The sequence below is a fragment of the Paraburkholderia sp. OAS925 genome (assembly GCF_040543975.1).
GTDB lineage: Bacteria > Pseudomonadota > Gammaproteobacteria > Burkholderiales > Burkholderiaceae > Paraburkholderia > Paraburkholderia graminis.
On the sequence record NZ_JBEUNO010000001.1, the window covers coordinates 1,274,704 to 1,290,594 of the forward strand.

9 protein-coding genes and 1 pseudogene are annotated in these 15,891 nt (G+C 58.9%); 8 read left to right on the plus strand and 2 right to left on the minus strand.

Features of this window, described 5'->3' with window-relative positions; all coding sequences use genetic code 11:
- The first annotated feature begins 6 nt into the window (after positions 1-6).
- The 4 genes from ABIE53_RS05560 to ABIE53_RS05575 are packed head-to-tail and all read left to right on the plus strand — an operon-like array spanning position 7 to position 4,399.
- Positions 7-1,236: a glycosyltransferase family 4 protein gene (locus ABIE53_RS05560; protein WP_192700125.1), complete on the plus strand. Its 1,230-nt coding sequence runs from the start codon at positions 7-9 to the stop codon at positions 1,234-1,236.
- A gap of 17 nt (positions 1,237-1,253) precedes the next feature.
- Positions 1,254-1,832, plus strand: a complete 579-nt coding sequence (locus ABIE53_RS05565) for an acyltransferase (protein WP_053857624.1) — start codon at positions 1,254-1,256, stop codon at positions 1,830-1,832.
- 48 nt (positions 1,833-1,880) lie between these two features.
- A complete protein-coding gene (locus tag ABIE53_RS05570; RefSeq protein ID WP_192700126.1) occupies positions 1,881-2,846 on the plus strand; it encodes a glycosyltransferase family 2 protein in 966 nt (321 codons plus the stop codon).
- A 56-nt stretch (positions 2,847-2,902) separates the two neighbouring features.
- Entirely contained in the window at positions 2,903-4,399 is a 1,497-nt protein-coding gene (locus tag ABIE53_RS05575; protein WP_192700127.1) for a mannose-1-phosphate guanylyltransferase/mannose-6-phosphate isomerase, read from the plus strand.
- Positions 4,400-4,501: 102 nt separating this feature from the next.
- Here ABIE53_RS05575 and cysC read toward each other — a convergent pair whose 3' ends face one another.
- Both cysC and cysD read right to left on the minus strand, forming a co-directional pair.
- Positions 4,502-6,385 (minus strand): adenylyl-sulfate kinase, encoded by a 1,884-nt coding sequence (gene cysC, locus ABIE53_RS05580; RefSeq protein ID WP_376914789.1) that lies wholly within the window; start codon positions 6,383-6,385, stop codon positions 4,502-4,504.
- A 26-nt stretch (positions 6,386-6,411) separates the two neighbouring features.
- Positions 6,412-7,309, minus strand: a pseudogene (gene cysD / locus ABIE53_RS05585) (sulfate adenylyltransferase subunit CysD).
- A gap of 414 nt (positions 7,310-7,723) precedes the next feature.
- On the opposite strand from cysD, the gene ABIE53_RS05590 reads away from it, so the two are divergent.
- The 4 genes from ABIE53_RS05590 (at position 7,724) to ABIE53_RS05605 (ending at position 15,857) form a co-directional block, all read left to right on the plus strand.
- A complete protein-coding gene (locus ABIE53_RS05590; RefSeq protein WP_376914791.1) occupies positions 7,724-7,918 on the plus strand; it encodes a hypothetical protein in 195 nt (64 codons plus the stop codon).
- Positions 7,919-8,353: 435 nt separating this feature from the next.
- Positions 8,354-9,172: an ABC transporter permease gene (locus ABIE53_RS05595; RefSeq protein WP_192700130.1), complete on the plus strand. Its 819-nt coding sequence runs from the start codon at positions 8,354-8,356 to the stop codon at positions 9,170-9,172.
- Positions 9,162-10,565: an ABC transporter ATP-binding protein gene (locus ABIE53_RS05600; RefSeq protein WP_192700131.1), complete on the plus strand. Its 1,404-nt coding sequence runs from the start codon at positions 9,162-9,164 to the stop codon at positions 10,563-10,565. Before ABIE53_RS05595 ends, ABIE53_RS05600 begins: the two co-directional genes overlap by 11 nt.
- Before the next feature lie 63 nt (positions 10,566-10,628).
- Positions 10,629-15,857, plus strand: a complete 5,229-nt coding sequence (locus ABIE53_RS05605) for a glycoside hydrolase family 99-like domain-containing protein (RefSeq protein WP_192700132.1) — start codon at positions 10,629-10,631, stop codon at positions 15,855-15,857.
- Positions 15,858-15,891 lie beyond the last annotated feature (34 nt).

A 15,891-nucleotide genomic window follows, 5' to 3' on the forward strand; every position in this document is an offset into this window, starting at 1 on the left:
CACTTTATGTTGCAATCTATTTTTTCGTTGTTCAGGAAGCGTCCGCCGCGTCGCACGGACGGCAAGCTAGGTGTGCTGATCGAACTCGCATCGTTCGACAAAGGCGGTCTGGAAAAGGTCGTGCTCGACTCGGCGATAGCTTTCGACCGTCAACGCTTCGATGTGACCATCGTGACGCCCGGCAAGGTTGGGCATCTGGGTGCCGTCGCGCGCGATGCGGGCCTGCGAGTGATCGGCTTGCCGGCCGATGACCCGCAGCGCGCCTACGACCGGTTATTGAGCGAGTTGCCAATCGACGTGGCCATGTCGCATTTTTCGAATGCGGGGTATCCGCTTTTTGCGCGGCACAAGATTCCCAACATCACGTTCATTCACAACGTGTATGCCTTTTTCTCGCCGGCGCAGGCCAAGGCGTTCGCGCGCGACGACCGATACGTCGATTGTTATGTCTCAGTGTCGAACAACGCGACACGCTTTGCGGTGCGAAACCTGGGCGTGGATGCGGACAAGATCGTTACCGTACCGAATGGCCTCATCATTTCCGAACACGAAGCGCGCGAAAAGAAGCCCGTCAAGCTGACGCGCGCGGAACTGGGCCTTGCCGACAGCGATTATGTGTTTGCCAATATCGCGTCTTACAACTTGCACAAAGGCCACTACGTCATGGCGGACGCCATGCGTCATCTGCTCAGGCAGCGCCGCGACGTCAAGATACTTTGCGTTGGAAACGTCGTTTATCCGCCGCATGTCGAGGAGCTTCGTGCGTATCTCAAGGAGCATGGTCTGGACCAGCATATTCTGATGCCGGGCTATTTCCCCGATGTCGAAGACGTGCATCGCGTGTCGGACGCTTTCCTGTTGCCCTCGTTTATCGAAGGGTGGAGCATTGCGATGAACGAGGCAATGTTTTACCGCAAGCCGATGATCCTGACCGACACGGGCGCGTCCGCCGAAGTGATCGAGAACAACGATATCGGCATTCTCGTGCCGAACGAGTACGGCGATACGCCGGATCTGAACTCCAGGCTTCTGGACGAGTTGGCTTACGCGCCGCGCAGTTATGCAATCGCACCCGTGCTTGCCGGCGCGATGAACGACATGGCGTCCAATCGCGACGAGTGGCGCGCGCGAGCCGAGGCTGGCCGTCAAAAGATTTACGAGCGTTTCGACTTCTCGAAGATCGTCAAACGGTATGAAGAGATCATCGAAAACGTGGTTCGGCAAAAGAGCCACTAGCAAGGCGAGAGGGCGACATGCTGGGACGTGCAAAAGAGTTTTATCGCTTCATCAGGTGGCGTTTCAAGCCTGCTGTATGTTTTTATCTGGGCAACCATCTGTTCATGAACTACATGCCGTACGGGATTCGGCATTGGTTTCTGAGGCGGTTTTGCCAGGTCAGGATCGGCCGGGATTCGAGTATTGCGATGGGCTGTTTCGTGACCGGTTATCACATCGCGATTGGCGACAATACGGTGATCAACCGTTACACGTATCTCGACGGCCGCGTGCCGCTTACGATCGGCAACAACGTCAATGTGTCGCACTACACGCTGATCCAGACGCTGACGCATGATCCGCAGAACCCCGACTTTGTCTGCCTGTGCAAACCGGTGGTGATCGAAGACCATGTGTGGATCGGCGCGCGCGCTATCATCAGCCCGGGTGTGCGGATCGGCGAAGGTGCGGTGATCGGCGCGGGCTCGGTCGTGACGCGCGACGTCGAGCCGTACACGATCGTTGCAGGCAATCCGGCCCGCTTCATCAAGGAACGCTCGCGCGATTTGCGGTACAGGTCACGCTATTTCCCGTTCTTCGACACCGATATTCAATAGCCGACGGCGTTATCCGTCGGCACCGTCACTTTTTTGCCAGCCGCCATCATGTCGATCTTCAAACCACGCCGGACATCGCCAGTGCGCACGACCCCGACTATTTCGGTCGTCGTGCCGCTGTACAACCACGCGCGCTACATCGAGGCCGCGCTCGACAGCGTGCTGTCGCAGACTTCGCCCGCCGACGAGATCATCCTCATTGACGACGGCTCGAAGGACAATGGTTTCGTCCTTGCGCAGCAGATGCTGGCGAAAGTGCCGTATGCCACCTTGCACAAGCAGGAAAACGCTGGCGCGCACAACACGATCAATCGTGCAATCGGGATCAGCCGCTCGGAATACATTGCGGTGCTGAACTCGGACGACGTCTTCGCGCCCACCAAACTGGAGCGAGTGCGGGCCATCGTGCAGGACCGTCCCGGCGTCGGGTTGATCGCGGGCAGACCGGGCATCATGGACGATAACGGCGTGCGGCAGAATGCAGGCGTCGCGATCGACTGGCTGGGCCGCGCCGCGAATTTTCTCGAAGACACAGGGCTGCCGCAGCTCGCGTTGCTCAACGAGAACTTCGTTGCGACCACATCGAACATGGTGTTTTCGCGCGCGCTATGGGATGCAGCGGGAGGCTTCCAGCCGCTTCGCTATTGCCACGATCTGGATTTCCTGATGTTTGCGTATGCGCAGAGTTCGGTGTTTCTTGATCGCGAGCACGAGCATATCGTTTATCGCGTCCACGAAAGCAACACGATCAAGGAAGACCTCAGCAAGGTGCGGGTCGAAATCGCTGCGGTGATTGCACAGGCGTTATTCGCTTCGGGGCCGCGACTATTCTCGGCTGGGCTGGCCGAACGGGATCTCGCTGCATTCCTGACTTTCTTGCGAAACAAGCAGTTGACTGAACTGCTGTGCTTCTTCCAGACAATCCTGTCTACGTTTCCGACTCGGGCTGCATTTTACGAGTACGCGGGAGATGCCCGAAACGCGGCGGCTTTCCGAGCAGCAGTCATGAACTGAGCGCAGTGGCCCATCAACAGGGTCATTGTTCGCTGATCACCTGGCGCCAAAGTACTATGAATTCGACGGTATCTTCTCATCAGGACAGTGCGTCGCCGACGCAAGGTTCGCTGCCGCTGCAGGCGGTAATTCTGGCCGGAGGCTCGGGCACGCGCTTGTGGCCGTTGTCGCGAGAGCACTTTCCCAAGCAGTTGATCGGGCTTCTCAGCGAAGAGTCGCTTCTTCAATCGACTGCACGCCGCCTCGATGCGGTTCACGCAACGCGGCCGGTTGCTGAAGACGTGCTCGTCGTGTGTGGCGAAGACCATCGTTTCACTACGGCGGAGCAGCTCCGGCGCGTTGGCCGAAGCGGCGTCATCATTCTGGAGCCGGCGGGCCGCAATACGGCGCCGGCGCTCACCCTTGCAGCGCTCGCGCTGGCGGAAGGCGGCAAGGACGCAATCATGGTGGCCATGCCCGCCGATCACGTCATCGGCGACGTCGCAGCGTTCGCCGACGCTGTGGCCAAAGCCGCCGAGTATGCGGCGACGGGGCAGGTGGTCACGATGGGCATCGTCCCTACGCGGCCGGAAACCGGGTACGGCTATATCAAGGTGGGTGAAGCGGTGGGCCAGGGAAGCGGACATCGCCTTCAGCGCTTCGTCGAGAAACCTGACCTGAGCCTCGCGGAAAGCTACATGCAGTCCGGTGAGTTCTGGTGGAACAGCGGCATTTTCGTCCTTCGCGCGTCGGTCTGGTTGACGCTGGTCGACCACTATCGTCCGCTTATCGCCGAAGCGTCGCAGCGTGCTTTTGCTGCTTCTGTGACGGACCAGGATTTCCTCCGCGTCGGCAAGCCGGAGTTTATGGCGTGTCCGTCGGAGTCCATCGACTTCGCTGTCATGGAGCATCTCGGCGACGCCGGTTCGCCAGCAGAGGCGGTGGTGATTCCGCTGCGCGCGGGTTGGTCGGACGTCGGCTCGTGGGACGCGATCTGGGATCTGTTGCCGAAAGACAATGAAGGAAACGTTGCACGAGGCAGGGCGATGTTCGATGGAGCGGTGAACACCTTCGCCCATTCCGAAGGACGCCTGATTGCATGTGTGGGCACGGAGAACCTGGTGGTGGTCGAGACGCCCGATGCAATTCTCGTCGCGAAGACCTCGGAAGTGCAGCGCGTCAAGAACATCGTCGCGCGTATCAAGGCGGAGAAAGGGACCGAGGCGGGATATCACCGCAAAGTCTATCGGCCGTGGGGTTACTATGACTCGATCGACAGCGGTCGCGGGTTTCAGGTCAAGCGGATCGTAGTCAATCCGGGCGCGCGCCTTTCGCTCCAGATGCATCACCATCGCGCCGAGCACTGGATCGTCGTGAGCGGCACTGCGCTGGTTACGCGCGGCGACGAAACGTTCCTGTTGTCAGAGAACGAGTCGACCTATATTCCGCTCGGGCAAAAACACCGGCTCGAGAATCCTGGCAAGGTGCCGTTGGCCATGATCGAAGTGCAGTCCGGCAGTTATCTGGGCGAAGACGATATTGTGCGGTTCGACGACACCTACGGACGGAGCTGAACGTTAGCGTCGCTGCGCGTCAGCGCGCGGCGCGCGTGTTGTGCGCCGCGGCTGATGCGATTGTCTATGGCTGGTCTGCGCCCACGTACAACGACGCCTGAATCAGCAGTCCAGCGACTGCACCAGCATGTCGGTGCAGTCCTCTATCGACGTATTGCCCGTGTCGATCGTCACGTCCGCATGTTCGGGCGCTTCATAGGGACTGTCGATGCCCGTCATGTTCGGCAGCAGTCCATTTCGCGCTTTCCTATACAGGCCCTTTGGATCGCGCTGTTCGCAGACAGTCAGCGAAGCATTCACGTAGACCTCCACGAATCGATCTGCGCCGATAAGTTGACGCGCCATTTCACGCTCCTGCCGGAACGGCGAAATGAATGCCGTCAGCACGATGAGCCCTGCGTCCATCATCAGCTTCGCGACTTCCGCCACGCGACGGATATTTTCGACGCGGTCCGCCTCTTCGAAGCCAAGGTCCTTATTCAGGCCCTGACGAACGTTGTCACCGTCGAGGATATACGTGCGCTTGCCTAATGCGTGAAGCCTGACTTCGAGTGCGTTTGCAATCGTCGATTTGCCCGCGCCTGAAAGACCGGTGAACCAGATAACCTTGCCCGGGTGTCCGTTCTGCTGTTCGCGATCTTCACGCGTGATGGTCAATGGTTGGCGGTGTACGTTTTGCGACCGGCGCAAACTGTGATGAATGATGCCGGCGGCCACCGTATTGCGCGTGAAATTATCGACGAGCAAAAAGCCACCTAGCGTCGTCGAATTCTCGTAAGGCATGAAAGCAACAGGCTTGCTCGTGGCGATGTTGCACACCACGATGTCGTTCATGCCGACATCGCGTGCGGATTCGAGCGCGAACGTGTTGACGTTTATCCGGTGCTTGATCGCGGTGATCGACGCGCCGACCCACTGGCTCGCCAGCTTCAGTTCATATTTGCGGCCTGTCAGGCCGCGTTGATGCTGCATCCAGATGACGGTGGCCCTGAACTGATCGGTGACCTCTAGCGGTTGCGACGCCAGCGTCAGCACATCGCCGCGCGAAACGTCGATGTCCCGGTCGACAACGACTGTAATGGCGTCGCCGGCTCGAGCTTCGTCGAGATTGCCGTCGAATGTCACGATGTCGCTGACGCGCGCACATTGTCCCGACGAGGTCACGCGTAGTTCGTCTCCACGGCGTACCACACCGGCGGCCACCGTACCGCAGATGCCGCGAAAGTCCGCGGTCGAACGATTGATCCACTGCACGGGCAGAGCAAAGTCTGCTTGCGGCCGCGCGGTCGCATTGACCGTCTCGAGATAACCCAGCAACGTGGGGCCGGTGTACCAGACCGTGCGCGCAGACCTCTGCGTGATGTTGTCGCCGTGGAGCGCGGCGGCCGGTATGGCGACGATCTCATCGAAATGCAGCGGCCGGGCGAGGCGCGAGAAGTCCTCCTCGATCTTGTCGAACGTCGCGCGGTCGAAGCCGACGAGATCCATCTTGTTCACGGCCAGCACGACATGGCGAATGCCGAAGAGCGACGCGAGGAACGCGTGCCGGCGAGTCTGAGTCTGGATGCCGCGCCGTGCGTCGACCAGCAATATGGCGACCGCGGCCGTCGATGCCGCTGTCGCCATATTGCGCGTGTACTGCTCGTGGCCGGGCGTATCCGCCACGATGAATTTGCGCCGGCGGGTCGCGAAGAAACGGTACGCGACGTCGATGGTGATACCTTGCTCACGCTCGGCGCTCAAGCCGTCCACCAGCAACGCGAAGTCGATGGCATCGCGTTGCGTGCCATACATTCTGGACTCCGCTACGAGTTCGGCGAGCTGGTCATCGAACAATTGACGCGAGTCCCACAATAGACGGCCAATCAGCGTACTTTTGCCGTCGTCGACACTGCCGCAAGTGATAAAGCGCAACTGGTCGAGTTGCGATTGCTCGGCCAGCCACGCGTCGATATCGCCCGGCCGCTCGACGGTTCGCTGCGGCAAGCCGCTAGTCCTGGGATTTCGCGCCATCAGAAATACCCCACTTGTTTCTTCTTTTCCATACTGCCGGGGCTATCGGTGTCGATCTTGCGGCCCTGGCGTTCCGATGTATTTGCATTGATCAGTTCGAGCAGAATGTCGTCGATGGTCTCTGCCTCCGATTCGATCGCACCCGTCAGCGGATAACAGCCCAGCGTGCGAAAGCGGATCTTGCGGATCTCTATTTGCTCGTCGGGCATGATCTGGCATCGGTCGTCGTTGACCATCATTATCATGTCGGGACGGACGACAACCGGCCTCGGCTGCGCAAAGTACAAAGGCACGACAGGAATGTTTTCCTGGCGGATGTATTGCCAGATATCGAGTTCTGTCCAGTTGGAGAGCGGGAACACGCGGATGCTCTCTCCCGCGTTCTTTGCGCGCGTTATAGAGATTCCACAGTTCCGGGCGCTGGTTCTTCGGGTCCCAGACATGCGTGGCGGTTCTAAAGGAAAACACGCGCTCTTTTGCGCGCGACTTCTCTTCATCGCGACGGGCTCCCCCAATGACTACGTCGAATTTGTAGTGATCCAACGCCTGCTTCAGGCCTTCCGTCTTTGTGATTTCCGTATGCCGGGCCGCACCGTGTTCGAACGGATTGATGTTCTTCGTGATGGCTTCGGGATTGATATGCGTGATAAGACGCATACCCGAACGGCGCGCCATGTAGTCCCGGAACAGATACATCTCCTGAAACTTCCAGCGCGTGTCGATGTGCAGTAACGGAAATGGCGGCTGGCTCGGATAGAACGCCTTGCGGGCGAGATGCAGCATCACGCCGCTGTCTTTGCCGACCGAATACATCATGACCGGATTCTGCGCCTCGGCAATGGCCTCGCGCAGTATGTGAATGCTTTCGTTTTCGAGCCGCTTCAGGTGCGGCGAAATAAGACCACGGCTTGCGCCGTCGTCGGCTGGCTCGATCAGAATCGGCGAGTATGCCTGCGGTACGAATTCGATCGATGGGATCGATGGCATATTTCTAAGCAGTCCAACCAGTTGCCCGGAAGCGAGGACGGTCAGGTCGCGGCCCAGATGCTGCTGCAATTGCGCGAGCGCGTTGCGCACCATGCGGGCGTCCGCGTCGCCTGGCAGCGGTACCCAATAGCGTCCGCCCCTTGCGTCGTTTGCATGGAGACAGGGACGTCCTCCCGGCAGCGAAGCTAGCTGCGAGAACAGCAAGAGCCGGCGCTTGCTTCGTGCGCGCTCGATGACCCAGTTCGTCACCAGCGCGATTGCGGGACGCCCTAGCTCGTCGACGAGCGTTTGGGCATTGAGTTCTCGCGGAAGGATCTCGAGGCTATGCAGCCGCCGTTCAGTCGTGCGCTTGCTTTCTGCGCCGAGCAGCGTGCTCAGATGCTGAAAGGCGAGCTCCGTCGTCCACACCTTCTCTTCATCGAGACCCAAAAGATCAATGTTGGTCATATGTCGGAGTTTGCAAATTTGCATCTTAGTCTAGCGCTTGCCCCGGCAATTTCCAATATCTCGGTGGGCTAAATACCGATAAATGCGAACTGCGTCAAGCGTGTCCTAGGAGCATTGCAGAAGATGCTGCACCACAAGCGGAAAAGGCTTCAAATTCTTGCTATTGATCTCGAATCCTTTTATTGCTGGTATTATTGTCACTCGCGCTAAGCGAGTTCTCGCGATGGCGCAAAATCGCTGCGCTTCGGCAAGGGTCATGAAGTCAGCCAACCCAGCGGGGCGCGCGGGCGAGGCCGTGGGCGGTCTGCAGCGTTGGATCTTGCGATCCAGTGTGTCTGTCGATCTCGCGGTTATAGAAGCCGCTTTCCTGTCCTGTCGCCGCCCAACTACACTTCGTTGGTTAAATCACCGCATCTGACCGGTGCATGCATGCTCGTTGTTCGCATGTGAGCATGCGACCATTACCCGTCGTGAGAGTTCTTTCAAAAAGCATAAGGCGTTCTTCGAATGCAAAAGTTTTCAGTTCATCCGCGCGAACTAGCAATCAGTCTGTGGCGTAACCGGAGGCTGATCGCATTGTCTGTTCGGCGCGAGGTGCTCGGACGCTACCGGGGTTCATTTCTCGGCATCTTTTGGTCGTTCTTCAATCCGCTGCTGATGCTAGCCGTCTATACGCTCGTGTTCAGTGGCCTGATGAAGGCTCGGTGGAACGCGGCGAGCGATTCCAAGACCGAATTCGCGCTCGTGCTATTTGCGGGTCTGATGCTATTTAATTTATTTGCGGAATGCATAAACCGCGCACCGGGCTTGATCCTGGGCAACCCCAATTACGTAAAAAAAGTTGTATTTCCGCTTGAAATACTCCCTTGGGTCAGTCTTGGGTCGGCTCTTTTTCACGGCGGCGTTAGCTTGCTCGTCTGGCTCATCGCCTATTGCATCTTTTTTGGAGCGCCGCACGCAACGGTTGTCTTGCTGCCGCTCGTGCTGATCCCCTTCATTCTCTTCACGATGGGACTGAGTTGGGCGCTGGCGTCGCTCGGCGTATTTTTGCGCGACGTTGCGCAGGTCATCGGCATCCTGACAACTGTCTTGATGTTTCTTTCGCCGATCTTCTATCCTGCAACAACGTTGCCTGAAAAATATCGTCCGCTGCTCTATCTCAATCCATTGACGCCGGTGATCGAGTCGGCGCGCGATGTACTGTACTGGGGCAAAGTTCCGGGCTTCGAAATGTTAGGAGTCTACTTGGTGATCAGCGCATTCATCGCCTGGCTGGGTTTCGCCTGGTTCCAGAAGACACGCACGGGATTTGCCGATGTCCTCTGAAATCGCGATCAAAGTCGAGAACCTGAGCAAGCGCTATCAGATCTACGACCAGCCGAGAGATCGGCTCAAGCAATTCGTTTTGCCCCGCGTACGGAGAATGATCGGCGCTGCGCCTGCCCAGTACTTTCATGAATTCTGGGCGCTTCGCGACGTATCGTTCGAAGTGCGGCGCGGTGAGACCGTCGGAATTATCGGGCGTAACGGAAGCGGCAAATCGACCTTGCTGCAGATGATTTGCGGCACCCTGAATCCCACGCATGGGACGCTCGAAACGAAAGGCCGAATCGCTGCGTTGCTCGAACTGGGCTCCGGCTTCAACCCCGACTTCACGGGTCGCGAGAACGTGTTCCTTAACGCGGCAGTGTTGGGCCTCAGTCACCAGGAAGTGGAGGCGCGCTTCGACGATATCGTTGCGTTCGCAGATATCGGCCACTTTCTGGATCAGCCGGTCAAAACGTATTCGAGCGGCATGGTGGTCCGGCTCGCATTCGCGGTGCAGGCGATGATCGATCCGGACATTTTTGTCGTCGACGAAGCGCTCGCGGTGGGCGACGAGAAGTTCCAGCGCAAATGCTTTGCGCGGCTCGAAGAACTGAAAAGCCGCGGCACGTCGATCCTCTTTGTCTCGCACTCGGCGGCCAGCGTCATCGAGTTGTGCGAACGGTCTCTGCTGCTCGACAGCGGCAGCCGCATCATGTATGCGCCGGCGGCGCAAGCCGTGCGCGCGTATCAGAAGCTGCTTTACGCACCCAAAGCGGATCACGAATCACTGGTCCGCGAATTTCGCGCGGCGGACAGCAGTGCCGGCGCCGTCAATGGTGCGGCGGGTGCCGCGGCAGACCTCGTGCTCGCCGCTCAGGGCGCAGCGAAGAACGCCGAGTCCACGTTCGATCCAGGACTCATGCCGGAGACCACCACGGTCTATCCGGCGCAGGGTGCGGAGATTCAATCCATCGCATTTCGTAGCGAAGACGGGCGCGTGGTCAATGTGCTGCAGTCGGGTGAAACGTATTACCTGGAAATGCAGGGTGTGTTCAAGCGGGACTTTGCCGGAGTGTTCTTTGGTAGCCATATCCGCAACATCCAGGGAGCGGAGATTACCGGCCAGCGTTATCCCGAAGAGGGCTCCTATGTGCCGGACGCTCGCGCAGGAACGCAATTCAAGGTGAGGTTCGCTTTCAATATGAACCTTATTCAGGGCGCGTATTTCGCTGGTGGCGGCGTGTGGTCGGCGGAAGAGCCCGCATGCGCACATCGAATTGTGGATGCCGTGATGTTCCGGATTACGCCCACCGAAAGGAAAAAGTCGTTCGGTTATGTGGATCTCGCCGCGAGTGAGCCGACGCTCGATCTGAGCGGCTGTGTGATCAATGCGGCGACCCCGACGATGTAATGCATTCGACAACGGATCTGCGCGATCCGCTGGCGCGTATCGAGCGATTGGAAAGGGTGGGAAATGAGTGACGTTGTTGATGGAAAGCTGGCGGCGCAGGAGAAGCTGTTCCAGTTCCTGCGCTGGAACAGCTATCGTTCCGAACGGCACAAGCTGTTTTATATCGCCACGCCCAAGGTGGCGTGCACCTCGTTGAAGTGGTGGTTCGCGGCGCTGGAAGGCTATGCCGAGTCGCTGTACGACATTAACGATAGCTCCGAATCCGATCCTGAGCTCGTCGTTCACGAATCGCACAAGGTTGCGCCGCACGTCACGGGTCTGGACGAAGACGCGCTGTATAAAGCGTTGACCTCGAACGAATACTTCCGCTTCGCGGTGGTGCGAAACCCGTATAAGCGCATCTTCTCCGCGTGGCAATCCAAGCTGCTGTTGCAGGAGCCGCTGCAGGTCGGACGCTATACGAAGTTCGAGTTTTTTCATCTGCCGGTTAACTCGAGGCAGGACATTGCGCCCGCGTTCGAAGCGTTTCTCGAACATCTCGCGAGCAACGAGGCACCGTCGTTCTGGGACCATCACTGGATGCCGCAGGCTTCGTTGCTGAGGCCGGACATCATCGAATATTCCCGGATCGCGAAAGTTGAAGACAATGCGCCTTTGAGCGCTGCACTGAAGGAGTGGCTTGGCGGCTACCTGCCTGATCCGTTCGCCGTGCATCGGGCGAACGAGAGCCTCATTCCTTTTCAGCCGGATTTCATCACCGAGCGAAGCGGCGAATTGCTGCGCGCGATGTATGCGGAAGACTTCGATGCATTCGGCTATGACCGAGCGTTGCCCGGAGCCAAGGAGAGCTTCTCCGAAGAGCAGGCCGACGTCGCGCTCAAGGCCGTGCATCTGCTGCGCGCCCGGCACACGCAACTCGGCGAGCGCTCGGAGCGGTTGACTGCACTTAGCCAAGCCGTCCGCGAACGCGACACACGAATCGCAGTGCTTGGAAATGCTGCGTCTGAGCGCGACGCTACACGAGCGCAGCGCGACGCGTTGCAGATGGAGGTTGAGACGTTGCGGGCGCAGCGCGACGCCTTGCAAATCGCTCGCGAAGCGGACATCGCCGCCCGCGACGAGGCTCTCGCAGGGCGTGACCAGTTAGTCGCGAATCTGAATCGCGCCATCGCGGGACGCGATGCGGAGGTTTCCAGGCTTAGTCGGCAAGCGATCCAGAGCAACGCGCAGGTGAAATCACTGGAACGGACCATCGAGGCACGACAAGCGCGCATTGCGGAGTCCGAGGCGCACATGTGGCACCTTGAGCGCGCGCTCGCGGAACGCGATGCGCAAATTGCCGAAGGTGATCGCCAGATTGCAATGCTTCAGCAAGAAGTTGCGGAGAAAGGCGCGCAGCTCGAATCGGAGCGCCAACGGCTCGCCGAAATTTTCGGATCTCGCACGTGGCAACTCGCCACGCGCATTCGCAAGGGCGCCACAGCGTACCGCCGTGCATTGGGCCACTCGCGACCGGACGAAATGCGCAGCGTATCGCCAATCGCGCGTGCGCGCCGCGCGTTGCAGACGCGGCTCGCGATCCGCGCCATTCGCGGCAATAACCTGTTCGACGGCTCGTTTTATCTCGCCAGCAATCCGGACGTGCGCGACGCCGGGCTTGATCCCGTCAGGCACTATCTGACACATGGCTGGCGCGAGCGACGCGATCCATCGCCCGCCTTCAGCACCGCCCAATATTTGTCCGATAACCCGGACGTCGAGCGCGCACTCGTCAATCCTCTGTTGCACTATCTGCGCTTTGGAAAGCGCGAAGGGCGCATCGTCCAGGCAAGCGCGACGGCGGCATCCTTCGACGTCGCGCATTCGTCGCAAACCGACGTGGCCGCCGTTGACGCTTCCCATCACGGGCCCGCAGACGGCCAGGTGACAGCGCAGAGCGACGAACATGCAATCGTGAACAATGCCCTCGATGCCGAGGTCGACGCCATCAGACAGTCGGGATTGTTTGACGAGAGCTATTACGTTTCGGTGAATTCGGAGCTCAACCTGAGTCCGGATGAGGCGATTCGCCACTATTGCGAGTCTGGCTGGCGAGAAGGGCGCAATCCGTCGGACGACTTCGACACGCGGTATTACCTCGATACGTATCGCGACATTCGCGAGGCTGGCATCAATCCGTTCTGGCACTACGCCATTGCTGGAGCGAGTGAGGCACGGCGCGCGGCGCCTGCGGCCAGCAATCTGCATGAGAAAGACATCTGGTTCGGACCTATCGAATCGGACGTCAAGTTGATCGCTTTCTATAGAACGCCCGACTGGTCTGTCGCGCGCGCCGGCCGTCCAATGTTCAAAGGGCATTTGCAGCCTTTTCTGCCGAGCACGCAGCCAGGATTTTATGATCCGCTCGACAAGGACGTCATGCGCTGGCAGGCGCAGGCGGCCCGACGTCATGGCGTGTACGCGTTCTGTTTCGACCTCGGCACAGACGCCGACGGTTCAGTACCGCAACAGCCGGTAGACGGCTTGCTCGCGACTGAAGACGCGGACATTCGTTTTTGCGTCCAGTTGCACGCAAAGTCCGAGGAACCGTCGCGTGCAATCGCCGGCAAGCTCGCGCTTTGTTTCGCCGATCGTCGTTATATCCACATCGATGACAGGCCGGTCGTTCTGGTGTCCGTAGCCGCAAACGCGCAGCAGATGGGCGAGTTCGTCGCAAGCTTGCGTCAGCATCTTGCGCAACAGGGCGTGAACGCACCGAAGTTCATCGGCAGCTGGTCGGCGGATCACGACGACGTGTCGCGCACGGAACTTACCCAGTTCTTTGAAGCGTCGCTGGATCTGTCCGTGGCCGGGGAAATTGGCACCTTCACGCCTCTGTCGAAAGGCGGCATCAATGTAGTTCCCTACAGCGTGGTTGCGGCCAACGGTGTATCGCGGCTATCGCAAGACCGTGCGCCTGACCATTTCTCTTATCCTGTCGTCACGCTGGCTCGCGATAATTCCGCGGTCCGCGGCGCCGATTCGATCGTCTATTCCCGTTTCCATCCCAAAGCGTACCGGCGGTGGCTGGATGCGGCGATCAGCAATGCGAGAACGTCTCAACCCGCGGATCGGCGCATGGTTTTCATCAACGCGTGGAACGACTGGAACGAGGGCATCGCCCTGGAGCCGGACCATAGAACGGGCTTTAACCGTCTGAACGAGACGGCGCGGGCGCTGACGGGATACGAGTCGGGCAAGAAGATGCCTAAGGTTTCCGTCATCGTTCCGAATTACCGGCACGAGCAGTTTCTCAGGCGCCGCCTTGACAGCGTGTACGGTCAGACCTACAAGAATATTGAGGTGCTGTTGCTCGACGATTGCTCGCCGGACGAAAGCCGCGCAGTAATGGATGAGTACGCATCGGCCTATCCGGAAATCAGCAGGACGTTATACAACGACCGAAACTCCGGCGGCGTATTCCGTCAATGGGCCAGAGGGATTCAGGCCGCAACAGGCGATCTCGTCTGGATCGCCGAAAGCGACGACTTCTGTGACGCTTCGTTCCTCGAGACTCTTGTTTCGACGTTCAACGATGAAGCGGTCATGCTGGCATACAGCTTCTCGCTATTCGTCGATCGCGATGAAAACCCCATCGACGGTAATTTCGAATGCTACGTAAGCGATCTCGACAACCCGGAAAGGTGGAATAGCAGCTACGTCGAAACGGCGCATAACGAAGTGAGGACGGCGCTCGGCATCAAGAACACCATCCCAAACGCGAGTAGCGTTGTCTTCAGGCGGCCGGTGGACATGCCGCTTCTTAACGACGAGTCGTGGCTGTCCATGCGCGTGGCGGGCGACTGGGTGTTCTATCTCCATCTTTTACGCGGCGGGAAAATCGCCTTTTGCGCCGATGCAACCAACTTTTTCCGACGCTACCCCGGCAGCACGGCCGACACGACCTATAAGCGCGAAGTGTTCTATCGCGAAGTCGGCATGGCGAGTCGTACCGTTGCAGAACTCTACGATGTGCCACTGGAAGTACTCGAGCGTTGCCGCAAGGGTTACGAAGAATTCTATTTGCGCGTTGTCGGCGGCGATAGTGAAGAGTTCTTGCGTTGGTACGATTACTTTTCGATATTGCAGGCACGCCAGCGGCGCTTACCGAACGTCATGGTCACGACGATGGGCTTTAGCCCAGGTGGTGCTGAGATCCTTCCCATCCGGATCGTGAACGAGCTGAAGCGGCAAGGTCATTCCGTGCTGCTCCTCAATACCGGGCTGATGGTGCACGACGACCGCATTCGTGAAATGGTCCGCAACGATGTTCCGGTGGTCGAGGTATCGGACGTGACGGCGACGAGAGAACTTATCCGTGCGTTCGGCATCGAGGCGTTGAACACGCATCAATGGCACTTGCAGAAGTATCCGTCGCAGGTCCCCGACGTATACGACAGTTTGCGCGTGCACGTTGCATCGTTGCACGGAATGATCGAGCACGGTGACGCATTCGGCGCAACGGAAGAGCAACTTCGTCTGGCCGACGAGAAAGTCACGACCTGGGTCTACACGGCGGACAAGAACCTGGGGCCGTTTATCGACTGCGGACTGTACGACGAGACTTCGACCCGCTTTGCGAAGATTCCGAACGGAATGATGCCGCCGACCATCGTGCCGGTGAGCCGGTCGAGCATGGGCATACCCGAAGATGCGTTCGTGTTGTGCTGTGTGAGTCGGGCGATTCCTGACAAGGGTTGGGCCGAGACCATCGAGGCGGTGGAGGGGGCCCGTGCACTGTCGAACCGCGACATTCGCCTGATTCTCGTGGGCAACGGTCCTGTGTACGACGAGTATTGCCAAAGCGGAGCGTTCGACTTCGTTCACTTCGCGGGTTTCTCGGAGAACTCCGTGGGCCATTACGCGGCGGCGGACATGGGCATCATGCTGACGAAGTTCAAGTCCGAAAGTTTTCCGTTGACGATCGTCGATTGCCTGTTTGCGGGCAGACCCTACATTGCGACGGACGTCGGGGATATCCGCAACATGCTCACCGAAGGCGACGAGGTTGCCGGCGCGGTCATCGAACTCGAGGACTGGGCCGTGCCGGTGGATGCGGTCTCGCAAATCATCGCAGCGTTCGCGTCGGACGAGCAGAAGTACCAGAGAACTCGCGCTCTCGTGCGCGAGGTCGCTAACCGCTACAAGATCGATATGGTGACGGCGAAGTACGTTGAGCTTTTCAAAATGTCGCACGGCAAACGACGGATAGGTTCCGAAGAGCGCCGGTGCGATCTCCTACAACTCAACTGACGGTGGACGAATATGTATAGCCATGCCAGTCGTG

Bases quoted from the DNA above. Each gene is read 5' to 3' on its own strand.
- ABIE53_RS05560 (WP_192700125.1), top strand. From the start codon at position 7: ATGTTGCAATCTATTTTTTCGTTGTTCAGGAAGCGTCCGCCGCGTCGC.
- ABIE53_RS05565 (WP_053857624.1), top strand. From the start codon at position 1,254: ATGCTGGGACGTGCAAAAGAGTTTTATCGCTTCATCAGGTGGCGTTTC.
- ABIE53_RS05570 (WP_192700126.1), top strand. From the start codon at position 1,881: ATGTCGATCTTCAAACCACGCCGGACATCGCCAGTGCGCACGACCCCG.
- ABIE53_RS05575 (WP_192700127.1), top strand. From the start codon at position 2,903: ATGAATTCGACGGTATCTTCTCATCAGGACAGTGCGTCGCCGACGCAA.
- ABIE53_RS05590 (WP_376914791.1), top strand. From the start codon at position 7,724: ATGCAGCCGCCGTTCAGTCGTGCGCTTGCTTTCTGCGCCGAGCAGCGT.
- ABIE53_RS05595 (WP_192700130.1), top strand. From the start codon at position 8,354: ATGCAAAAGTTTTCAGTTCATCCGCGCGAACTAGCAATCAGTCTGTGG.
- ABIE53_RS05600 (WP_192700131.1), top strand. From the start codon at position 9,162: ATGTCCTCTGAAATCGCGATCAAAGTCGAGAACCTGAGCAAGCGCTAT.
- ABIE53_RS05605 (WP_192700132.1), top strand. From the start codon at position 10,629: ATGAGTGACGTTGTTGATGGAAAGCTGGCGGCGCAGGAGAAGCTGTTC.